21 protein-coding genes and 1 other annotated feature are annotated in these 21,466 nt (G+C 38.7%); of the genes, 16 read left to right on the top strand and 5 right to left on the bottom strand.

Annotated elements, in window-relative coordinates; genetic code table 11:
• Positions 1-7: 7 nt before the first annotated feature.
• Positions 8-772: a tRNA 2-thiocytidine biosynthesis TtcA family protein gene (locus BCR25_RS11810; protein ID WP_069663805.1), complete on the top strand. Its 765-nt coding sequence runs from the start codon at positions 8-10 to the stop codon at positions 770-772.
• An 88-nt stretch (positions 773-860) separates the two neighbouring features.
• Here the strand turns inward: BCR25_RS11810 and BCR25_RS11815 are convergent, their stop codons facing one another.
• Positions 861-1,832: an NAD-dependent epimerase/dehydratase family protein gene (locus tag BCR25_RS11815; RefSeq protein ID WP_069663806.1), complete on the bottom strand. Its 972-nt coding sequence runs from the start codon at positions 1,830-1,832 to the stop codon at positions 861-863.
• Between the two features lie 127 nt (positions 1,833-1,959).
• Here BCR25_RS11815 and BCR25_RS11820 point away from each other — a divergent pair, with 127 nt between their 5' ends.
• Together BCR25_RS11820 and BCR25_RS11825 are read left to right on the top strand one after the other, a co-directional pair.
• Positions 1,960-3,156 (top strand): helix-turn-helix transcriptional regulator, encoded by a 1,197-nt coding sequence (locus BCR25_RS11820; protein WP_083242663.1) that lies wholly within the window; start codon positions 1,960-1,962, stop codon positions 3,154-3,156.
• A gap of 386 nt (positions 3,157-3,542) precedes the next feature.
• Positions 3,543-6,254: a cation-translocating P-type ATPase gene (locus tag BCR25_RS11825; protein WP_069663807.1), complete on the top strand. Its 2,712-nt coding sequence runs from the start codon at positions 3,543-3,545 to the stop codon at positions 6,252-6,254.
• Between the two features lie 87 nt (positions 6,255-6,341).
• Here BCR25_RS11825 and BCR25_RS11830 read toward each other — a convergent pair whose 3' ends face one another.
• Positions 6,342-6,854, bottom strand: a complete 513-nt coding sequence (locus BCR25_RS11830; RefSeq protein WP_069663808.1) for a type 1 glutamine amidotransferase domain-containing protein — start codon at positions 6,852-6,854, stop codon at positions 6,342-6,344.
• A 367-nt stretch (positions 6,855-7,221) separates the two neighbouring features.
• Between BCR25_RS11830 and BCR25_RS11835 the strand changes: the two genes are divergently transcribed.
• The gene (locus tag BCR25_RS11835) at positions 7,222-7,812 is read left to right on the top strand and encodes an ATP-dependent Clp protease proteolytic subunit (protein ID WP_069663809.1); all 591 of its coding nucleotides are present in this window, start codon (positions 7,222-7,224) and stop codon (positions 7,810-7,812) included.
• A 162-nt stretch (positions 7,813-7,974) separates the two neighbouring features.
• Entirely contained in the window at positions 7,975-8,409 is a 435-nt protein-coding gene (locus tag BCR25_RS11840) for a hypothetical protein (protein WP_069663810.1), read from the top strand.
• A 376-nt stretch (positions 8,410-8,785) separates the two neighbouring features.
• Here the strand turns inward: BCR25_RS11840 and BCR25_RS20405 are convergent, their stop codons facing one another.
• Both BCR25_RS20405 and BCR25_RS11845 read right to left on the bottom strand, forming a co-directional pair.
• The gene (locus BCR25_RS20405; RefSeq protein WP_169819016.1) at positions 8,786-8,947 is read right to left on the bottom strand and encodes a hypothetical protein; all 162 of its coding nucleotides are present in this window, start codon (positions 8,945-8,947) and stop codon (positions 8,786-8,788) included.
• Between the two features lie 32 nt (positions 8,948-8,979).
• Complete coding sequence (locus tag BCR25_RS11845) at positions 8,980-9,336, bottom strand: hypothetical protein (RefSeq protein WP_069663811.1); 357 nt, start codon at positions 9,334-9,336, stop codon at positions 8,980-8,982.
• Between the two features lie 150 nt (positions 9,337-9,486).
• Positions 9,487-9,735, top strand: a binding site (T-box leader).
• A gap of 75 nt (positions 9,736-9,810) precedes the next feature.
• On the opposite strand from BCR25_RS11845, the gene BCR25_RS11850 reads away from it, so the two are divergent.
• The 11 genes from BCR25_RS11850 to BCR25_RS11895 all read left to right on the top strand — a co-directional run bounded on the left by BCR25_RS11850 (position 9,811) and on the right by BCR25_RS11895 (position 20,435).
• Positions 9,811-10,071 carry a hypothetical protein gene (locus BCR25_RS11850; RefSeq protein ID WP_069663812.1) on the top strand — a complete coding sequence of 87 codons (261 nt, stop codon included), beginning with the start codon at positions 9,811-9,813 and terminating at the stop codon, positions 10,069-10,071.
• 345 nt (positions 10,072-10,416) lie between these two features.
• Positions 10,417-11,697 carry an O-acetylhomoserine aminocarboxypropyltransferase/cysteine synthase family protein gene (locus tag BCR25_RS11855; RefSeq protein WP_069663813.1) on the top strand — a complete coding sequence of 427 codons (1,281 nt, stop codon included), beginning with the start codon at positions 10,417-10,419 and terminating at the stop codon, positions 11,695-11,697.
• A 316-nt stretch (positions 11,698-12,013) separates the two neighbouring features.
• The gene (locus BCR25_RS20170; protein WP_139124572.1) at positions 12,014-12,205 is read left to right on the top strand and encodes a hypothetical protein; all 192 of its coding nucleotides are present in this window, start codon (positions 12,014-12,016) and stop codon (positions 12,203-12,205) included.
• Between the two features lie 105 nt (positions 12,206-12,310).
• A complete protein-coding gene (locus BCR25_RS11860) occupies positions 12,311-13,831 on the top strand; it encodes a 2-isopropylmalate synthase (RefSeq protein ID WP_069663814.1) in 1,521 nt (506 codons plus the stop codon).
• The gene (gene leuB / locus BCR25_RS11865) at positions 13,831-14,871 is read left to right on the top strand and encodes a 3-isopropylmalate dehydrogenase (RefSeq protein WP_069663815.1); all 1,041 of its coding nucleotides are present in this window, start codon (positions 13,831-13,833) and stop codon (positions 14,869-14,871) included. The genes BCR25_RS11860 and leuB overlap by 1 nt, the downstream gene beginning before the upstream one ends.
• A 36-nt stretch (positions 14,872-14,907) precedes the next feature.
• Positions 14,908-15,594, top strand: a complete 687-nt coding sequence (locus BCR25_RS11870) for a class I SAM-dependent methyltransferase (RefSeq protein ID WP_069663816.1) — start codon at positions 14,908-14,910, stop codon at positions 15,592-15,594.
• 36 nt (positions 15,595-15,630) lie between these two features.
• Positions 15,631-17,007 carry a 3-isopropylmalate dehydratase large subunit gene (leuC, locus tag BCR25_RS11875; RefSeq protein ID WP_069663817.1) on the top strand — a complete coding sequence of 459 codons (1,377 nt, stop codon included), beginning with the start codon at positions 15,631-15,633 and terminating at the stop codon, positions 17,005-17,007.
• On the top strand, positions 17,007-17,594 hold the full coding sequence (gene leuD, locus BCR25_RS11880; protein ID WP_069663818.1) for a 3-isopropylmalate dehydratase small subunit: 588 nt from the start codon (positions 17,007-17,009) through the stop codon (positions 17,592-17,594). Before leuC ends, leuD begins: the two co-directional genes overlap by 1 nt.
• A gap of 28 nt (positions 17,595-17,622) precedes the next feature.
• Entirely contained in the window at positions 17,623-18,369 is a 747-nt protein-coding gene (locus BCR25_RS11885; RefSeq protein WP_069663819.1) for a methyltransferase domain-containing protein, read from the top strand.
• A 204-nt stretch (positions 18,370-18,573) separates the two neighbouring features.
• Complete coding sequence (locus BCR25_RS11890; RefSeq protein ID WP_069663820.1) at positions 18,574-19,854, top strand: hypothetical protein; 1,281 nt, start codon at positions 18,574-18,576, stop codon at positions 19,852-19,854.
• Between the two features lie 158 nt (positions 19,855-20,012).
• Positions 20,013-20,435 carry a cupin domain-containing protein gene (locus BCR25_RS11895; RefSeq protein WP_069663821.1) on the top strand — a complete coding sequence of 141 codons (423 nt, stop codon included), beginning with the start codon at positions 20,013-20,015 and terminating at the stop codon, positions 20,433-20,435.
• A 149-nt stretch (positions 20,436-20,584) separates the two neighbouring features.
• On the opposite strand, the gene BCR25_RS11900 is transcribed toward BCR25_RS11895, so the two are convergent.
• Positions 20,585-20,866: a hypothetical protein gene (locus BCR25_RS11900; RefSeq protein WP_069663822.1), complete on the bottom strand. Its 282-nt coding sequence runs from the start codon at positions 20,864-20,866 to the stop codon at positions 20,585-20,587.
• Positions 20,867-21,466 lie beyond the last annotated feature (600 nt).

A 21,466-nucleotide genomic window follows, 5' to 3' on the forward strand; every position in this document is an offset into this window, starting at 1 on the left:
GTAAGCGATGAGTTTTAAAAAGAAAGATAATCAAATTTACTACAATCCGATCCGTCGTGCGGTTTTGAATCATCACATGATCCAGCCGGGAGACCAAGTTGCCATTGGTATGAGCGGGGGCAAGGACAGCACTAGTTTATTGTATTTTCTTGATATGATCAGCAAACAAAAACGGTTGGGCTTTGAGTTTGAGATTGTACCGATCACTTTGGCGATGGGATTTGATGTAGATATCACTCCGATGCAAGCGTTTGTTGAGAATTTAGGCTATTCATTGGATGTGGTTCCTACGAATATTGCTCAAGTTGTTTTTGATATTCGTGAGGAACGTTCACCCTGCTCTTTGTGTGCAAAATTGCGGCGTGGGATCTTGTACAACAGAGCAAAAGAACTAGGGTGTAATAAGGTTGCGTTAGGTCATCATTTGGATGACGCGATCGAAACGTATTTTATGAATTTTCTATTTCATGGTCAGCTTGCAAGTTTTGAGCCGAAAAGCTATTTATCCAAAACAGCTATCACCTTGATTCGACCACTTCTTTATATCGAAGAAAAAGACATTATCAGATTCGTAAAAAGAGAAGAGCTGCCAGTGATTTTCAATCCCTGTCCTGTAGACAAAAAAACGAAACGGGAAGAAATCAAACAGTTGATCAGTCATCTAGCACAAGATTATCCTGATATTCGTGAGAAATTTATTATGGGAATGGAACAGGGAACGGCTGAAAATTTTTGGGCAAAGTCCATGATGGCAATTGCTGAAACAAAATAGCACTATTTTTTGTAGCGTATAACAAAGAGAAAAGATCTGAGTCGCAGCTTTAAGAGCTCTACCTCAAATCTTTTCTTTTTTTATTGAATTATTCTTCTACACATTTTTTTAAGGTCTCTTCGATCGATGCTCGGACATCGTAGCGTTTCACATTCAAGGTGGTAAAGGTGTCCTCAGGATCAAGGTAGAGATCATATTCCTGCATCATAGCTGATTTTGCTGAATGAATTCCGTGCTCTAAACCAGCTTTTTCAGCATCGGCATCGATTTTTTCATAAATTCCTTTTACATCGTCATAAGAGACAACAGGAACCTGTGTCTGCTGCCCTAAAGCTGTAACCATCATTTGATAGAATTCTTGATAGTTCATATTTGTATCACCGATAGCGTAGGTGCTGCGGTGACGACCATGCTCCATAGCGCCTACGGCAGCTTCGGCAACTTGTTCGACAGTTACCATAGCGGTTCCGCCTTTAAGTGCTGGGAAGACTTCTTGGCCTTTGATCTGATCAGTAAACATTTTCCAAAGCGGCATTCTGCCAGGCATCGTACCAAAAATATAAGGCAAACGTAAAACGGTAACATTCATTTCTCCATCACCTTCTGCAAAAGCCACCTGCTCTTGCAACAAACGCATCATTGGATACGCTTCTTGTTTTAAGCCTGACTCAGGCAGCCGTTCAGCAAATTCGGCAAAATAAGAACCAAAGACAACAAAATTTTTGATGCCAGCTTCTTTTGCCAAATAAGCCAAACGCTGTGTTGGTAAGACATTTGCTTCATAGAAAAACTTGGATGCTGGCTTTTTGGGAATGATTCGTTCATCCGCTCCAGCCGCATAAATAAAGCCGTCACAACCGTCGAGCATTTCTAAAATAGCTTCATCTGTCATATCGTTGATATCACCTAGTGTGACAGAAACATCGCTAGAAAATAAATCCTCCGCTGGCATTGGCGGTAAAGAAATGGTCGCAACTTCATAGCCTTTTCTTAGCAATTCCTCCGTCGTATAATACCCTAAAAAACCAGTTCCACCTAACACAAAAACTTTTTTACTCATGAGAATCCCCTCCAAAAATTATTTGTGATATAAATCACATGTACAAGTATAGTATAATCTAAAAGAAGAGAACTTATCGGACACTGATACTAATTATCTTATCTTAAATAGACAATGAGGTGCTGAAATGAAACGACCGTATAATAGTACTGATTATTATGGCTTTGAATTAGCTGCAGGAGATATAGAGGTGAAAGAAAAATGTATTACAAAACCAACTGCCAAAAAGAGTAGTTTGTCGATTTACTTTGTATTGATCAAAAATGGCTCTGGAAAAGTTCAGATCAATAGTCAGCAATATGAAGTAAAAAGAGGCAGTGTTTTATGGCTGTTTTCTTATCACGTCTATCATTTTAGTGAAATAACCGAAGAGATAGAGCTGATTTCCTTTAAGCTATCGTTAAACGTTTTAATGCTTTCTGCGTTAACTACGCAAGCGGTAGATCAACATATGAATTTTTTTGATTATTGGGATGTCCCAGTCCTTACTTGTCGCGAGCAGGAATTTCCTTATTTAGCTGGCCTTTTTGAACAGGCGCTGCAAGAAACAGAAAAACGAGATCGCTTGTCTGATTTGTCTTTATTAGCAGTCCTTTATCAAGTGATCGTATGGTTTGAACGGAGTGCGAGACACTATTGGAATCAAGAAAAAGATAGTCGCGATGCTGCAGCAAAGATACTCATGTATATCCATTTTCATTTTCGTGAACCGTTGACGTTGCAGGAAACAGCAGAGACATTTAAACTTTCTGCTCAGACGGTCAATCGCAGCTTGAAGCATCTTACAAAAAAGACCTTTGGTGAAATACTTAGCGAGGTACGCATCAATAACGCAATAGCGATGCTGCATTTTGAAGAATTAGAGGTTTCCTATATTGCTGATTTTGTCGGCTATCAGTCAATCCCAAGTTTTAATAAACAATTTAAACGTTTGACGGGCTATTCACCAACAGAAATGAGGAATGATAAAGTCAAAAAAAGAAAAGAAAATACCTTCCGTTTTCAAAACCGTTTGTCTTACGAAATCTATACGTATATTCATCAGCATTATCAAGAAGAGATAACAGTGGAAACTGCGGCTAAATATTTTTATTCTAGTCCGGCTAAAATCGATCAAATTGTCTTAGCAGAGTTTTCTATGACTTTTAATGCCTTGTTGGAATACAATCGTATGCTTTTTGCTCGTTCATTATTATTGAGTACTTCAAAGAAAATTAGTGAAATCGCTGAAGCATGCGGTTATCAGTCTATTCGCACCTTTAATCGAAATTTTTTGACTTTTTGGGGAAACACGCCGCGTAAATACAAAGAGTTACTCCAATAAAGATGAAATAGAAGGATTATACCTGTTTTTGAAAATTTTTCTGAAAATCAATACTATTTCAATTGAAAAACACTAAAAGAACAGGTATAATTAATTTCAGCAATAATTATTTGGTGATCGGATTTCTTTGATCATCATCATATTATTTCATGAGGGAGTAACTGGCGGCTTGCGCTGCGACAACATCACCAACTCCGAAAGAAATTTCTGGTGTTGTCTTAAACGGTGAGACTTATGTATGTTCTATTTAGGTAGCATACAGAGGTCTATTTTTTTTCGTTTTTGCTGCGAACTAACCTCTCATTTTAGAGGTCTAATACGTGTTCGTTTCGCTTTTATGAAGTAAAATAGATGTAAGTAGCTGCAAATTACAGAGGAGGAAGAACATGTCAGAAGAAAAGAAGGTTCAATTAACCGAGGCGTTCTATACGCAGCCAGAGGCAACAGTCCTGGAAAAGATGAATTCATCTGCAGAAGGGTTGTCAGATCAAGAGGCTAAAAAAAGGTTAGAAAGTTACGGAGAAAACGCATTAGATGAAGGGAAAAAGAAATCGATCATCGTAAAATTCTTTGAACAATTTAAAGATTTTATGATCATTGTATTGTTATTTGCAGCGGTGATTTCAGCTGTCTTTTCACATGATGTCGTTGATTCGATCATTATTTTACTTGTAGTGGTACTAAATGCGATTTTTGGTGTCATCCAAGAAGCAAAAGCAGAACAAGCGATCGAGGCGCTGAAAGAAATGTCCTCACCCAATGCCAATGTGCGTCGTGATGGACATGTAATCACTGTTAAAAGTGATGAACTCGTTCCTGGTGATATCGTATTGCTGGAGGCTGGAGATGTTGTTCCTGCTGATCTGCGCTTGTTAGAAGCGGCGAGTTTGAAAATCGAAGAAGCTGCGTTAACAGGTGAATCAGTTCCAGTCGAAAAAGAAGCAACAGTTTTAGAAGGTACAGCAGAAGATATCGGTATTGGTGACCGAATCAATATGGCGTATTCAAATAGTAATGTGACCTATGGACGTGGTCTAGGTGTCGTTGTCGGTACTGGAATGAACACAGAAGTGGGTAAAATCGCTGGTATGCTTGCCGATGAGCAAGAAACAGAAACACCATTGAAACAAAACTTAAACCAATTAGGTAAAATGTTGACGATCGCTATCTTGGTGATTGCAGCTGTGATGTTTGTAGTTGGTATGATGAATGGCCGTACATGGATCGACATGCTATTAACGTCTATCTCATTAGCCGTTGCAGCGATTCCAGAAGGCTTACCAGCGATCGTTACAATCATTTTAGCATTAGGTACACAAAAAATGGCGAAGAAAAATGCGATCGTCCGTAAATTACCAGCAGTTGAAACATTAGGTAGCACAGATATTATCTGTTCAGATAAGACAGGTACTTTAACTTTAAACCAAATGACTGTTGAAGCACTTTATACAGATAACGAAGTTAAACCTGCAACAGATGCCGTTGCAATGGACAATATGGCATTAAAAATCATGAACTATACAAATGATACAAAAATCGCGCAAGACGGTTCGTTGATCGGTGATCCAACCGAAACAGCGCTTGTCCAATATGGTTTAGATCATGACTTCAATGTAACTGAAAAAGTCGCAGCTGAACCCCGTGTTGCTGAAATTCCGTTTGATTCAGACCGTAAATTAATGACAACTGTTCACCGATTAGCAGACGGTAAATTCCTAGTTGCTGTCAAAGGTGCACCAGATGAATTATTAAAACGTTGTAAACAAGTTTTATTAAACGGTCAAACACCAGCAATGGATGACACACAACGTCAAGAAATTTTAACGACTAATACTAAATTAGCCAAACAAGCTCTACGTGTTTTAGGAATGGCATACAAAATCGTTGATGCAGTTCCTGCTGAAATGGATTCTGATGTCGTTGAAAAAGACTTAGTATTTGCAGGGCTTGTGGGTATGATCGATCCAGAACGTAAGGAAGCCGCAGAAGCCGTGAAAGTGGCTAAAGAAGCGGGTATTCGTCCAATCATGATCACAGGGGATCATAGAGACACAGCAGAAGCAATTGCCGCTCGTCTTGGTATCATTAAAGAAGGCGACGACGATGCAGTAATCACTGGTGCAGAGCTAAATGAATTGACAGATGAAGCATTTGCAAAAGTCGTTGAACATTATTCTGTGTATGCTCGTGTATCACCTGAACATAAAGTCCGTATCGTTAAAGCTTGGCAACAAGAAGGTAAAGTCGTAGCCATGACAGGTGACGGTGTCAATGATGCACCAGCTCTGAAAGCCGCCGATATCGGTATTGGAATGGGGATCACTGGTACAGAAGTATCAAAAGGCGCTTCTGATATGGTTTTAGCAGATGATAACTTCTCAACAATCATCGTAGCGGTTGAAGAAGGACGTAAAGTCTTCTCAAATATTCAAAAAACGATTCAATATCTACTTTCTGCCAACCTTGGGGAAGTATTAACACTATTTATCGCAACAATGCTAGCTTGGGATACCTTACTACCTGTTCACTTATTGTGGATCAACTTAGTAACTGATACATTCCCTGCGATTGCTTTAGGGGTAGAACCTGCTGAACGTGATGTAATGAGCCATGCGCCTCGTGGAAAGAAATCGAACTTCTTCTCTGGTGGTGTCTTGAGCAGTGTGATCTATCAAGGAATCACACAAGGTGCCTTGACATTGATCGTGTACAAAATGGCGATTGAATTCCCAGCTCATACAGCAGCAAATATGCCGAACTTATCTGCATCTGCCTTGTATGATTTACAACATGGTGATGCGTTGACGATGGCGTTTGCGACACTAGGACTGATTCAACTGTTCCACGCATTTAACGTGAAATCAATTTACCAGTCTGTCTTTAAAGTAGGCTTGTTCAGAAACAAATCATTCAACTGGGCGATTTTAGTGTCATTCTTATTATTGGCGGCTACGATCTTGATTCCCGGCTTCAATGACTTGTTTAGTGTAACGTCTCTAGATGGCTACCAATGGGGAATCGTTGCTGGAACATCCTTTGCGATCATTCCAATTGTTGAAATCGTGAAGTTCGTTCAACGTAGAATGGGTAAAAGCTAACTATTCTTTTTGATCAATAAAAAAGCACAAGTAAGCTTCTTTCATAGAGGCTCGCTTGTGCTTTTTCTTAAGAATATAAACAAATGATCAATCGGTTAAAAGTGAAAGGATCGCTTGATTAAATTCAGGTAAATCATCAGGAGTACGGCTTGTCACAAGGTTGTGATCGATCACAACTGCTTCATCTTTTACATCCGCACCAGCATAAGCTAAATCAGCTTGGACAGTAAGATAAGAAGTCATGCTCCGACCGTTGGTTAAGCCAGTCTGAATGAAAAGCTGTGGCCCATGACAAATCGCAAAAAGCGGTAAATCATTTTCTAAAAAGTATTTCGTGAAATCAACGAATCGCTGATCTGCACGAAGTTGATCGGGTGAAAAGCCACCAGGGATTAATAAAGCGACAAAATCATTTGGCTGTACGTCGTCAATACTGGCATCGATCGTAAAGGATGTTCCTTTTTTACCAGTAATTTTTTTATCTGCTTCTTTTTCGATAAGGACAACCTCATAGCCAGCTTTTTCTAAGGTTTCTTTTGGAGAGGTTAATTCCACGTCTTCCACCATATCAGTTACTAATACTGCTACTTTTTCTGTCATCGAATCTCCTCTTTCATCATTGTATGGAGGCTGAGACAAAAGCGTTTAGCTCCAAGAAATAAGAAGGAATTCACGAAAATTGCTCTTCAAATTTTTGTGAATTTCGGTTTATTTCCGAAGGAGCTGCTTTTTTCTCGCTGTTTATTCGGGTTTAGAGAGCGAAACAAAACGGAGTTTCAGTTTTGTCCCGCTCTCTTAATTTAATGGTAAAGGGAATTTTCGCAAGATGCAAAAGGTTTGCCTGTTTTATAAGGTCAAAATAAGTCAAAAAAGTGGACAAATTTTCAGATTACGGTATTATTAATATAGATGTTTAGCTTTAAAGGCTAGTCTATAAAGCTTTAAAAATAAGGAGGTCATCTGACACATGAACTATTTAGATGAAAACGAAGAGACTGAAGAAAAACAACAACCAAATGCGTTTATGAAAAAACTTTTTGAAGAACGAACAATTTTGATTTATGGCGAAATCAATCAAGATTTAGCTAGAGAAGTTACTTCTCAATTACTTTTACTAGCAGCTATGGGCGATGACCCGATCAAGATTTTTATCAATAGTCAAGGCGGTCATGTTGAAGCAGGAGATACGATCCATGACATGATCAAATTTGTAAAACCTGAAGTAATCGTCGTTGGAACAGGCTGGGTAGCCAGTGCAGGTATTACGATCTATTTAGCTGCTGAAGCGAAAAATAGATACAGCTTACCAAATACTCGCTATATGATCCATCAACCAGCAGGCGGAGTTCAAGGGCAAAGTACAGAAATCCAAATCGAAGCAAAAGAAATTATTCGTATGCGTGAACGTGTCAATCGCTTGATTGCTGCTGCAACAGGACAAACATACGAAAAAATTGCTAAAGACACAGATCGTAATTTCTGGATGTCAGCTGACGAAGCAAAAGACTATGGAATGGTTTCAAAAATCATTAATACAAGTGATGAAATCAACTTGTGATAAGAAACGATTGATTGTAAAAGATGAGACAATACTGTTTAGTAATGTTTCATCTTTTTTGTTGTGATCAGTAGAAAACGAACATTTTAAAGTTTCTTCTTGTCAGCACCCTATGAATAAGTGTAAAATTAAGTGATTACCAAAAGAAAGTAGGAAAAAATTGTGAAACCAAATTTAGGTTATTATGTGCAAAACATCAATGATATTGTAAAAGAAACTGAAGAAGTCGGCGAAAAAATGAACGACTATTACGAAGAGGTACGTAAAGCGATCGATGCTGGAAAAGTGACCGAACTAGCACCAGAACGGATCGTTGAAATTCAACGAATTTTCCAAGATGGAACCAAAGAATATACAGCAATGCTGGAAAAAGTATCTCAATTACGTCCACCAGCACGCGTTATGGGTATCCATAAAAAATTTGAACGCTCATATATCGAATATCTAGCTGGCTGTAATGAAATGATTTTATCTTTAGACCCTGAAAAAGGGATTGATGTTGATTTATTCAATGCATCTGAAGAAAAGCAAGACAAAGCAACGGATGATATTTCATTTGCGATTACCCGAATGAGCAATCTTTTATTAAAAAAATAAAAAAAAGTTTATAGGAATGACAAAAAAGAAATTTCGTTTATTTCTTTTTAATGTTATTTTTAGTAGACAATAAAAAGAATATGTTGTATTATAAATGCATACCAACAACAACCTTTTTATTTTTCATTTTACTCTTATTGAGTAATACTCCTTTTCCATCGGTCAATTAGGCCGGTGGTTTTTTTGTTTTAATTAAATTATTCTATCGTATATTATTTGATTAATATTTATAAATGAATTGATTTTTTGAAAGGATAGTTATTTTATCATTTGATATCGGATTATTTTCTTTAATATATCTTTTTTGAAATAAAAAGCAGAAACAAAGCCATGGGCGATTTGTTTCTGCTTTTAAGTACGTATCTAAATACTACTATTAATTTTCTACATTTCGAACATAGTCATCAAAATACTGAACAAGATCCGCTTTGATCTTTTGATATTCAGCTTCTGTGTACTCACGTTCTTCAATCGTTCCATTAAAAAATGGAATCTCCAACTCTTCGCGCAAGCGATCTAATACTTCGCTTTGATCCATTTCGGCACCTTCTTTATTTGTTGTCTACTCTATTATAAAACATTAAAATCATTCGTCAACTGCTCAAAAGCATCTTTCATAGCAGACAATTTATTATAAAGAAGTGCGCTGTTGTCATCTTCAAGAAAGAAAACTTGTTTCAACTCAAAATAAAAATCATCAAAAGCAGTAAAAAATGGCTGAACTGCAGCTTTAGAAAGCTCACTATTACTAAAATAAAAAACGCGCACACTATGATAGTAGGTAAATACCTCATTGATGTTCAAAAGAATACGAGATTCCTCTGGACGTGGGCGGCTAGTGACTAAATCATATAAAGATAGACTTTTCGTATGGATCTCGGACAAATAAGACAAAAGTAATTCCACTTTTTCATTATGCTCTGACATTCAATCATCCTCCAATTTCTTTTAGTATAATAAAAAACGCCTAGAAAGAGAAACAGAATCCCTTAATATATGGAAAATTTTTAGAAAAAATGAATATATATGAAAATATGTTGACAAAACGATGAGTGTGTTCTAATATTAGTTCAATATCAAAACTCATTGAAAAGAAGAGTAAGCAAATAAACAATTCCCTTAACAACATTCTTGTTAAGACTAGAGAGCTTTCATTTGGTGAAAGAAAGCAATGGTTATTTGTTGAAGATGGTCTTGGAGAGGAAAAATCAAGTTGATTTTTACGGCAGCTACCGTTAAAAAGGCACCAAACCATAAAAAATGTGTTGTTTGGATCGAGATGGAATTATTTCCAATAAAGGTGGTACCGCGATCATCGCCCTTTACTAGCAAAAGCTGGTGAAGGGCTATTTGCTGTGAATCACTGCGACTGGCTTTGCCAGAGCAGATGATGAACAGTACTTGGCGAGCGAAGAGAGCGAAGTGACCTTACTAGGAATCACTGCGACTGGCTTTGCCAGAGTAGATGATGAACAGTACTTGGCGAGCGAAGTAACCTTACTAGGAATCACAGCGATTGGCTTTGCCAGAGCAGATGCTGAACAGTACTTGGCGAGCGAAGAGAGCGAAGTATCCTTACCAGGAATCACAGCGACTACCAAAAAGTCAGAGCAGATGCTGAACAGTACTTGGCGAGCGGAGAGAGTGAAGTATCCTCACTAGGAATCACAGCAATTGCCTAAAAGCCAGAGCAGATGCTGAACAGTACTAGGCGAGCGGAGAGAGCGAAGTAACCTCACTAGGAATCACAGCGACTGGCAAAATGCCAGAGCAGATGCTGAACAGTACTTGGTGAGCAAAAAGAGTGAAGTACCCAAACAAGGAAACACTTCGTTCATCATTGTCCCAACAAGCTCTGCCAATTCCTAAAAAAAAAATAGCTACCAAAAATCAAACAGCTTTTCCAATGAGAAATTCAAACGAAAGAGGGGGTCATTATGCAAGAAGATGACATGTACAGCAAACAAAAAGAATCCATCAAATTAAAAAGAAAAGGAATGAAGCATAATGACAACATCTAACCATCACTTTGAAACGATCCAAATCCATGGCGGGCATACACCAGATAAAGAGACAAATTCCAGAGCGGTACCGATTTATCAAACAACCTCATATACGTTTGATGATACACAAGATGCAGCTGAAAAATTTGCCTTATCTAAGGCTGGGAATATTTATACACGAATCACTAATCCCACGACTGCAGTTTTAGAGGATCGATTAAATGAATTGGAAGGCGGAGTTGGTGCAGTTGCTGTTGCTTCAGGAACAGCAGCAATCACGTATGCTATTCAAAACCTTGCTAGTAGTGGGGATCATATCGTTTCCGCTTCAACACTGTATGGCGGTACCTTTAATTTATTCGCTCATACGCTACCTGAATTTGGCATTACGACAACGTTCGTTGATCCGGATAGGTTAGCCAATTTTGAAGAAGCAATTAAAGAAAATACTAAAGCACTCTTTGTTGAAACAATTGGCAATCCTAGCACTAACATCGCGGACATAGAAGCAATCGCAGAACTTGCCCATAAGCATCAACTACCGCTGATTGTGGACAATACCTTTGCAACAGCCTATCTTACTCGTCCCATTGATTTTGGCGCAGATATTGTCGTTTACTCTGCCACAAAATTTATTGGCGGACACGGTGTTGCACTAGGCGGGGTAGTGATCGATGCTGGCAAATTTGACTGGACGAATGGAAAATTCCCTAAACTAGTTGAGCCAGATCCAAGCTATCATGGACTTTCTTATACAAAAGATGTAGGCGCGGCAGCGTACATTACTCGATTACGGGTCTCCCTTTTAAGAGATACAGGTGCAGCGATTTCTCCCTTTAACAGCTTTTTATTAATCTTGGGTCTAGAAACGTTGTCATTGAGATTAGAACGTCATGTAGCAAATGCACAAAAAGTAGCTGAATTTCTGAAAAATCATCCAAAAGTCGCCTGGGTCAATTACCCTGGTTTAGCGGAAAATCAATACCATGAGCTGGCAGAAAAATATTTACCTAAAGGAGCGGGATCGATTTTTACATTTGGTGTAAAAGGAGGAGCAGAAGCAGGGAAAAACTTGATCAACCAGGTTCAATTATTTTCTCTATTGGCAAATGTCGGCGATGCAAAATCACTGATCATTCACCCAGCCTCAACCACACACTCACAATTAAGTGAAGAAGAGCTGCAAGTATCCGGCACCTCACCAGAATTGATTCGTTTATCGATCGGTATTGAACATATCGACGATATCTTAGCAGACTTAGAACAAGCATTAGCCGCTATTTAACCGAAAGAACTTGATGCTAATCCTTTAAATGGTGCATCAAGTTCTTTTGGTTTTCTATCAGTCAAAATAGAATTCTTAAAAAAATTCTCATAAAACTATTGACTTTCAATAAAAAGTTCTGTATCTTTATCACTATAGTTTGAATTATTCAAAAATTCTGACAATAAAGGATGTTGAAAATCATGAACAAACAAATCACAACTATTACATTCTTATTATTAGTGAAGGACTCATCACACTGATCGTAGAAACCAGCTAGCCGTTAGCTTTTTCCTATCAGAAGTTGAGAGTCCTGTTTTCGCATTGCATGAACGGGATGACAAGCATCCCATATCGTGGGATGCTTTTTTATTGCAAATCACAGCGACTGCTTGCAGAGCTGATGATGCGCAATACTTGGCGAGAGAATCGAGCGAAGTTTCATTCGTTTAAAGACACAGCGACTGCTTGCAGAGCTGATGTCGCGCAATACTTGGCGAACGAAGAGAGCGAAGTTTCATTCGTTTAAAGAAACAGCGATTGTTTACCAAGCAGACATCGCCAAATATCCAACATACAAAATGAAAAAATAAAAAATGAAGAATCAACTTACCTAGAAAGGATGTATGAAAAAATGAAAAAAATCCAATTCTTTGATACCACACTAAGGGATGGTGAACAGACACCGGGAGTAAACTTTAACACAAAAGAGAAAGTCCAAATCGCTAAACAATTGGAAAAATGGGGGATTGATACGATCGAGGCGGGATTTCCGATCGCTTCAGTTGGTGATTTTGAAGCAGTCAAAGCCATTGCAGAAAATGTCGAAACAATGACAGTTGCAGGTTTAGCCCGTTGTCAAAAAGCAGATATCGATCGCGCCTATGAAGCACTTCAGCATGCGAAGCATCCACAAATCCATGTATTTCTGGCAACCAGTCCCGTTCATATGGAATACAAGCTGAAGATGACACCAGAGGAAGTGATTGCTTCGATCAAAGAGCATGTCAGCTACGCAAAAACAAAATTTGAAAAAGTTCAATTTTCACCAGAAGATGCCACTCGAACAGAAAAAAACTTTCTATTGAAAGCTGTTCAAACAGCGATCGATGCAGGAGCAACAATCATCAATGTGCCAGATACAGTTGGTTATTCAAATCCAACGGAATACGGCGCGTTATTCAAATTTTTGATCGATAATATTCAAAGTGAACAGGAAATCATTTTTTCTTCACATTGTCATGACGATCTTGGCATGGCGACAGCCAACGCATTGGCAGCTATCGAAAATGGTGCTCGTCGTGTAGAAGGAACGGTCAACGGTATCGGAGAACGTGCAGGTAATACAGCTCTTGAAGAGGTCGCCCTTGCTTTGTATATTAGAAAAGATTTTTACCAGTCAGAAAGCAGTATCACCTTGAATGAAACAAAACGAACTAGCGATCTTGTCAGTCGATTATCGGGTGTTGCGGTTCCTAGAAATAAAGCGATCATTGGTGCGAATGCCTATGCACATGAATCGGGGATCCACCAAGATGGTGTACTCAAAAACCCTGATACTTACGAAATCATCACACCTTCATTAGTTGGTGTCAACGAAAATTCACTGCCTTTAGGAAAACTATCTGGACGCCATGCATTTGCGGCGAAAATGGAAACCTTAGGCTATCAGCTAAACGATGAAGAATTAAAAGATGCCTTCAAACGGTTCAAATCTTTAGCGGACAAAAAGAAACAAGTGACAGAAGATGATCTAATTGCTTTGATGGTCGGTCAATCACAAGAGTGTAATGAGACCTATCGTTTAGGATGTGTGCAGCTGCAATATGTTTCTGATGGTAGTCAAGGGGCGATCGTTTCTATCGATACTGGAGAAGAAACAAAGACAGAATCAGCAATCGGTTCCGGCAGTATTCAGGCAATTTATAATTCTATCGACAAAATTTTAGGGCAAAAACCAGAGCTTAAAGAATACTATATCAAGGCTGTTACAGGCGGAGAAGATGCTCAGGCAGAAGTGCATGTAACGTTAGCAGATACTGAAAACAATAGACAATTCAACGGCATCGGCATTGATTTTGATGTCTTACAAGCTTCAGCAAAAGCCTATGTTAAAGCCAGTGAACAATTTCAAAAAGAAGTGGGGAAAGCCTAATGAGCAGACGAATCGTAGCATTGCCAGGAGATGGCATCGGAACAGAAATTATGGATAGTGCATTAAATATTTTAGCTGAAATCATGGTACAGGATAATTTAGATTTTGATATCGAACGTTTTGCCTTTGGCGGAGCTGGGATCGATGAAAAGGGAGATCCGTTGCCGCAAGAAACTTTGGAGGCATGCGAACAAGCAGATGCGATTTTACTCGGTGCGATCGGTGGTCCAAAATGGGATAACGCGCCTAAACGTCCGGAGCAAGGATTATTAGGTTTAAGAAAAGCATTAGGACTTTTTGCCAATATTCGTCCCATTTCAGTGCCGGATGCAGTCGTTCATTTGTCTCCGCTAAAAGAAGAAAATGTGCGTGGTGTTGACTTTGTGGTAGTTCGTGAATTGACTGGCGGAATCTATTTCGGTGAAAAGCAATTAGGTGAAACACAAGCCTCTGATCTTTGTACGTATTCAAAAGCAGAGATTCAGCGTATTATTCGAAAAGCATTCGAAATCGCACAAACTAGAAATAAAAAGGTGACCTCTGTAGATAAAGCCAATGTACTAGCAACCAGTAAATTATGGCGTCAAACTGCAGAAGAAGTTGCTAAAGAGTTTCCAGACTGTACTTTAGAAAATCAATTAGTCGATTCAGCAGCAATGGTCATGATCCAAAAGCCCAAGCAATTTGATGTGATTGTTACAGAAAATCTTTTTGGGGACATTTTAAGTGATGAAGCCTCTGTTATTCCAGGATCTTTAGGTATGATGCCAAGCGCCAGTCATAGTGAAACAGGACCATCATTATATGAACCGATCCATGGATCAGCACCAGATATTGCTAATCAAAACATTGCCAATCCAATGTCGATGATTTTATCTGTGGCAATGATGCTGCGCCAATCTTTTGGGTTAGAGGAGTCAGCGAAAAAAATCGAAGCTGCCTGTGATTGTGTGATGAATCAAGGGATACTAACCACAGATCTTGGTGGGAAAGCCACAACAACGGAATTTACAGAAGCTGTAATAAAAGAGCTACATTAAACAAAAAGAATAAAAGAAAGAGTAGGTGAAGAAACAATGGAACGCAATAAACAGATTCAAACTCACTTTGATCAGGAAGCCCAAGAATTTGATGAAATTATTCAAACAATTATTCCTTATTATGATCAAATGATCGAAGCGATAGTCGCAAGTATTCCTTTTGAAACAGACCAATCGATTTCAGTCATCGATTTAGGCTGCGGCACAGGTACTGTAGCACATGCTATTCAAGAAGTATACCCAAATGCGACAATCACATGTGTGGATATGAGTGAAGAAATGCTGACAATTGCCAAACAAAAATTAAACAACCAAGCAATCTACATTGCCAGCTCATTTGAACATCTAACATTTGAGAAACATTATGACGTAGTTGTTTCTTCACTTGCTCTTCATCATTTAGAAGATCAAATGGCGCATCAACAATTTTATCACCAAATCTATGATGCTTTAAATCTGAAGGGACTCTTTATCAACGCAGATGTGATTCAGGCGTCAAGTGCTGAACTTCAAGACGCATTTATGCAAAAATGGATTTCGTTTATGAATCGAAAAATTACATTAAAAGAAATTCAAGAACGATGGTTGAAAAGTCATTTTGAAGAAGATCGCCCTCAACCGCTGATGGCAGAATTAAAAACATTAGAAACCGTGGGATTTAAAGCTGTAGATATCGTGTATAAATATTATAACTATGCAGTGTATCTAGGAAAAAAATCTTGAAAGAGAAATCAAAATAAAAAATGGATGTGACTAAATATGGGAAAAACACTATTTGATAAACTTTGGGAACAACATGTGGTCAGCGGGAAAGAAGGCGAACCGCAGCTGCTTTATATCAATCTGCATTTGATTCATGAAGTGACTTCACCCCAAGCTTTTGAAGGCTTAAGAGAAGCAGGACGAAAAGTCCGCCGGCCAGATCGAACATTCGCTACGATGGATCATAATGTACCGACGAAAGATATCTTTAATATCACAGATTTAGTAGCCAAAAAACAGATCGAAGCACTGCAGAAAAATTGTGATGAGTTTGGTATCACCTTGTGTGATAATGGCAGCGATCGTCAAGGAATCGTTCATATGGTAGGACCAGAAACTGGTCTGACTCAGCCAGGAAAAACAATCGTTTGCGGAGATTCTCATACAGCCACACATGGTGCCTTTGGTGCGTTGGCGTTTGGGATCGGAACTAGTGAAGTGGAGCATGTGTTTGCGACACAATGTATTTGGCAGAATAAACCTAAATCAATGGGTGTGAAAATCACTGGGAAATTGGCAAAAGGCGTATATGCCAAAGACATTATTTTAGCTTTGATCGCAAAATACGGTGTTGATTTTGGTGTGGGTCATGCGGTTGAATTTTACGGCGAAACGATTGAAAACCTAACGATGGAAGAACGAATGACTATCTGTAATATGGCGATCGAAGGTGGGGCTAAAATGGGAATGATGGCGCCAGATGAGAAAACCTTTGAGTATGTTCGCGGTAGAGAATACGCACCAAAAGATATGGATGCGGCGATCGCAGAATGGAAAAAACTGCCAAGCGATCCTGATGCAACCTATGATATCAATTTGGAATTGAATGCTGATGAATTGGTTCCATACATTACATGGGGGACAAATCCAGAAATGGGAATTCCGGTGACTGGTACATTCCCTGAAATCAAAGATATGAATGATGAACGTGCCTATCACTATATGGATCTACAGCCGGGACAACGACCATCTGATATTGAAATTGGCTATGTCTTTATCGGTTCATGCACGAATGGACGACTATCAGATCTAGAAGAAGCCGCTCGAATCGTCAAAGGAAAAAGGGTCAAAGAAGGCATCACAGCAATCGTTGTTCCTGGTTCAAGACCTGTACGAAAAGCAGCTGAAAAAATCGGATTGGATAAAATTTTTACCGAAGCAGGCTTTGAATGGCGTGAGCCAGGCTGCTCAATGTGTTTAGGAATGAATCCTGACCAAGTTCCTGCTGGAGTACATTGTGCATCAACTTCCAACCGAAACTTTGAAGGACGCCAAGGAAAAGGTGCAAGAACCCATCTTTGCAGCCCAGCGATGGCTGCAACAGCAGCGCTTGAAGGAACATTTGTAGATATTCGAAAGGAGCTTGGTGCATAATGGAGGCATTTACTCAACACACAGGAACAACGGTTCCACTAATGAACGATAATATCGATACCGATCAAATCATTCCAAAATCTTTCTTGAAACGAATCGAAAAAACAGGTTTTGGTGAATTCTTATTTGACGAGTGGCGCTATTTGCCGGACCGTACACCGAATCCAGAGTTTACTTTAAATGAACCTCAATACAAAGATGCGGCCTTTTTGATTTCTGGCGATAATTTTGGATCAGGTTCCTCGAGGGAACATGCGGCGTGGGCATTGGCTGATTACGGTTTTAGAGCAATCATTGCTGGTAGCTTTAGTGACATTTTTTATATGAATGCAACAAAAAATGGCTTATTGCCAATTGTTTTAAAGCGTGACGAACTAATCGCTCTTTCACAGCTAAAAGCAGACGAAACAATGACGATCGACCTGCCTAACCAACAAGTGATCACACCAAAAGCAACCTATAGCTTTGAAATTGATAGTACATTGAAACATAAGCTTGTCAATGGACTCGATGATATTGCCATCAGCTTAACTCATGAAGCAGAAATTACTGCCTATGAGGAAAAAATCCCTGCATACTGGCAGTGATCATCAGTAAGACGAAGGAGTGAAGTGAGTGGAATGGGATGCTCAAACGTACAATACAACCCATGATTTCATTTTTAAATATGGGGAAGGGCTATTACAATTATTACCTAAAGCACCGAAAAAAGTACTAGATATCGGCAGTGGTACAGGCGAATTGACGAAGCAAATCGCTCAATTAGGACACAATGTGACTGGTATCGATCAATCAAGAACAATGATCGAACAGGCGAAACAGAGTTTTCCTGAACTGACCTTTATACAAGGGGATATTTTAGCTCCTGTCAAAGAAAAAGGGACGTATGAAGTAGTTTTCTCAAATGCGGTTTTTCACTGGATTTCGGACCAAGATCGACTACTCCAACATATTCATCAGTTGTTAATTGCCGGTGGTGAATTGATTTGTGAGTTTGGCGCGGTTGGAAATGTTCAGAAAATTAGAGAAGCCTTTCGTGAAGAATTAGCAAGCTATGATATTGTTTTAGAAGAGCCGTTTTGTTTTACATCTGCGGAAGACTATCGATCATTACTAGAAAAAAATAAGTTTAAGATTGTGGAAATTCTAGAATATGAGCGGCCGACACCATTAAAAGAGGGAACTGCAGGGTTACGTCAATGGATGGAACAATTCTATCCGAGCGAACTTGGACAACTGACAAAAGAGCAAAAAGAAAATGTGCTTAACAATTTAGATAATAAACTAAAACCTCTATTATGGAACGAAGATCATTGGGAAGCTGACTACCGCAGATTGAGGATTCACGCGGTGAAACGATGAATGAAAATAAATGATTGGAAGAAGAGTGCGGGACAAAACGAAAAAATCAGTTTTGTTTCGCTCTCTTTGTATTGCTCGAACCTAATCGGCTTTTGGCTTACCCTCATTTCGATCCATTTTTAGAATGACAGAAAAAATAAATGTGCTAAACTATCTATAGGCAGTAAAAATAGAAAAAGTTGGAAAGTCAGGAGTGTTTGGGGAATGAAAAAGAAAACGTTAGTGATCTCTATTGGGGTAGTGGTGTTAATACTTGCAGTAATTGGTGCAATACTGCTCCAAAAACAAGCAAGCGAAAAGAAAAAAATCACCGCCGCACAAAATGAGGTAAGTACAATTGAAAAAGCCGCAACGAAAGATGGCGATCTATATAAGGAAGTTGCTGTATTTTTTGATGAAAACGAAGACTTTTTAAGCAAGGAAATCAAACCAGCAACCATTAAAGAAACGAAGGAAAAGCTATTAAAAAAACAAACAGAAATCGAAAAGGTAAAGAGCGAAAACGGGAATAAAGTAAAGACTGAAAAAGCAGAAGCGGCGATTCAGGCTTTACAAAAAAAGGTAACCTTAGCAAATGAGAAATTAGAAATACAAACGAATACAAATGAGCTATTCAGCTCAAAAGAAGCAGCGATCAAAGGCGATAATGCCAAAAAAGAGCTGCCGATCACCATTGATTTGACAAAAGAAAAAATCACAAAAGTTACTAATACGATCAAAGAAAACAAAGACCTTAAAGGTAAATGGAAAGAAGCCATCGATTCGCTCCTTAAAAATGCGACTGAACAGGTAGAGCAAGTCGAAAAAATCAATAAATTACTTAACGAATCCTTTGATGGAAATGTACCAAAAACCACCGTCCAGCAAAGTGAGTATGATACCTTGAATCAAGAAATCGAAAAGGTCAAAAACCAAGAACTAAAAGCGGGCTTTACTGCAAAATTGATTCTAATGAAAGCTATGATCGATACCCAAGGACAAATCAATGCCTTAACACAACAGCAACAAGCCGCTGAACAAGAAGTGAATAAAGCACTGGAAAAAGCCAAAGCAGAAGCAGATAAAGCTGTCGAACAAGCGACAGGAGACGATAAAATGCTGCTGGGCTATTCAGATGATCAGATTGAATATGCGCGTGTGTGGTTGACGATGATTGGCGTGAAACCATCGGAACTGCATATTAATAAAATTCCAGCAGGTTCACCAATCGACATGTATGATGCAGGAAGTGTCGGCTACCCAACAGATGTGATTTCACTTTCAGGTGCAGCCATGGCAGATGGTTCTGTGATTTATAGCAGTAATCATAATGGAACGATCACTGTTTATCCTGTACCCAGTCATTGGCAAATGTCAGCAGAAAACGCAAATGATCCAGAAAAAATCAGAGCACTGACTCAAGGGATTTTGGATCAAGCACGAGTGGTGAGTGTGGATGTAGGAAATCCGCGAGATGTGTTAGATTTGATAAGGGTGCAAAAATAGAATAGTTATGGAAATGACATTGGAAAATACTGTTCCATTAGAAACATACGATTTTATCAAACAAAAATAACTTTAAGGGGATGGAATTTTCCATCCTCTTTAATAATAAAGGAAATCAAGCTGTATTTAGATTCCTAGATGAAAGGAATGAAGTAAACATGTTAACTAATATTATTGAAGTAATGAGTAAGAAAGACTCCATTTTCACTCAAAAGGAAGATGGAACAACGGTCAATTACTATCTTTTTCCAGAATTTGAAATTCATTTAAATCGTATTCCAGGAGAAACAATTCAAGGCTGGCATACGCATACAGACATTGAAGAAATATTGGTCGTTACTGATGGAGAAATCAGAGTTGAAACAGTTGTTGATAGTAAAAAATCGTATAAGGACTGCCAAAAAGGGGACTTAATCCGTATGAACAACAGTTTACATAGAATTTTGAATCTCCAAAGTAATGAAGCTGCTTTTGCTGTATTTAGATTTGTGCCGCAAGGAATTGATAACAGTGAGAAAATAAAAAATGATAAACGACCGTATAGTGATAGCGAAATTGAAGCTATTCTGAATAAAAAATAGCGAAAACTCTTATTGATAATCACAAATCTAACATATCAAATCCGAATAGATGGTGGTAAAAAACGACTCCTTCGGAAATAAGAAGCCGAAAGCTTTTTACCATCCTCTTTTATAACATACGCAATCTATCTCGCTTTATTTTTTATTTCTTAAAATTTTTCAACCTTCCCAGCTTTCACCATCTCCTGCACCAGCTCATCTCCAACCTCCATCAACCGCCGATAATCCTCATAAAACGCATGAAACATCTGTCCGCGCGCATAATATTCCTTAATCACTCTTTTCTTATTGATCGGTCCCGTCCGAAACGCAAAAAACTGTTCCAATATCACTAACGGCTCCTCCCAAGATGCCAACTTTTCCATCAATTCTTTTAATTCAACGATTTCCTGATAAGAAATCGTTTTGACACAAAGCGCGTGCTTTTCCATTTCGCTCATCTCCCTTTTTTTAGTAAGCAGGAAAAGCCCTAAAAGCTCGTTCCTGCCAGCGTTTCTATTCTTCGTACAACATATGCATTGACCAGGGCAAAACCCTTAAAACGACAGTACAAATGACTTTTCAGCCTCGCTGTATTTCTACCGTCTCGGATCAAAAATAAAACAAAAAAAGGTAGTGCAGTTCTTCGTGCAAACGTCAATGTTCAGCAACTTCCTATCGCATACACCCGAACAACGTTCTCGCAGTCAAAACCCAATACCATCATCAATAAACTAAACCAATCCCACAGATTCTTCCAAAAATGACCAAACTATCAGAAAATTTCATAAACATGTAGAAATCAAAAGAAAAATTAGGTACAATGAAGAAACTAGCGCCTTGGCGTTAGAAAATTGGCAACTTGTATAAATGTGCTTCGGATGTTTATACAAGGCTTCATTGTTTGGTTGCCGCCAAATAATGAAGTGCCTTTTTTGTTTTATTCAATTGTTTTGACACAAAGTGATTGAATCCTCCTTTCCAAAAGAGTCCAAGGATAGAAAAAACGGCATTGAGCAAATGCCCAATACCGTCGACAATAGACTAGACAT

This window comes from Enterococcus termitis, assembly GCF_001730305.1.
GTDB lineage: Bacteria > Bacillota > Bacilli > Lactobacillales > Enterococcaceae > Enterococcus_L > Enterococcus_L termitis.

Excerpts from the sequence above, each read along its gene's own strand:
- BCR25_RS11830 (WP_069663808.1), bottom strand. The coding sequence starts at position 6,854 with ATGACAGAAAAAGTAGCAGTATTAGTAACTGATATGGTGGAAGACGTG.
- BCR25_RS11890 (WP_069663820.1), top strand. The coding sequence starts at position 18,574 with ATGAAAAAGAAAACGTTAGTGATCTCTATTGGGGTAGTGGTGTTAATA.
- leuB (WP_069663815.1), top strand. The coding sequence starts at position 13,831 with ATGAGCAGACGAATCGTAGCATTGCCAGGAGATGGCATCGGAACAGAA.
- BCR25_RS11895 (WP_069663821.1), top strand. The coding sequence starts at position 20,013 with ATGTTAACTAATATTATTGAAGTAATGAGTAAGAAAGACTCCATTTTC.
- leuD (WP_069663818.1), top strand. The coding sequence starts at position 17,007 with ATGGAGGCATTTACTCAACACACAGGAACAACGGTTCCACTAATGAAC.
- BCR25_RS11900 (WP_069663822.1), bottom strand. The coding sequence starts at position 20,866 with ATGGAAAAGCACGCGCTTTGTGTCAAAACGATTTCTTATCAGGAAATC.
- BCR25_RS11820 (WP_083242663.1), top strand. The coding sequence starts at position 1,960 with ATGAAACGACCGTATAATAGTACTGATTATTATGGCTTTGAATTAGCT.
- BCR25_RS11855 (WP_069663813.1), top strand. The coding sequence starts at position 10,417 with ATGACAACATCTAACCATCACTTTGAAACGATCCAAATCCATGGCGGG.
- BCR25_RS11825 (WP_069663807.1), top strand. The coding sequence starts at position 3,543 with ATGTCAGAAGAAAAGAAGGTTCAATTAACCGAGGCGTTCTATACGCAG.
- leuC (WP_069663817.1), top strand. The coding sequence starts at position 15,631 with ATGGGAAAAACACTATTTGATAAACTTTGGGAACAACATGTGGTCAGC.
- BCR25_RS11815 (WP_069663806.1), bottom strand. The coding sequence starts at position 1,832 with ATGAGTAAAAAAGTTTTTGTGTTAGGTGGAACTGGTTTTTTAGGGTAT.
- BCR25_RS11835 (WP_069663809.1), top strand. The coding sequence starts at position 7,222 with ATGAACTATTTAGATGAAAACGAAGAGACTGAAGAAAAACAACAACCA.
- BCR25_RS11870 (WP_069663816.1), top strand. The coding sequence starts at position 14,908 with ATGGAACGCAATAAACAGATTCAAACTCACTTTGATCAGGAAGCCCAA.
- BCR25_RS11810 (WP_069663805.1), top strand. The coding sequence starts at position 8 with ATGAGTTTTAAAAAGAAAGATAATCAAATTTACTACAATCCGATCCGT.
- BCR25_RS20170 (WP_139124572.1), top strand. The coding sequence starts at position 12,014 with ATGACAAGCATCCCATATCGTGGGATGCTTTTTTATTGCAAATCACAG.
- BCR25_RS20405 (WP_169819016.1), bottom strand. The coding sequence starts at position 8,947 with ATGGATCAAAGCGAAGTATTAGATCGCTTGCGCGAAGAGTTGGAGATT.
- BCR25_RS11845 (WP_069663811.1), bottom strand. The coding sequence starts at position 9,336 with ATGTCAGAGCATAATGAAAAAGTGGAATTACTTTTGTCTTATTTGTCC.
- BCR25_RS11860 (WP_069663814.1), top strand. The coding sequence starts at position 12,311 with ATGAAAAAAATCCAATTCTTTGATACCACACTAAGGGATGGTGAACAG.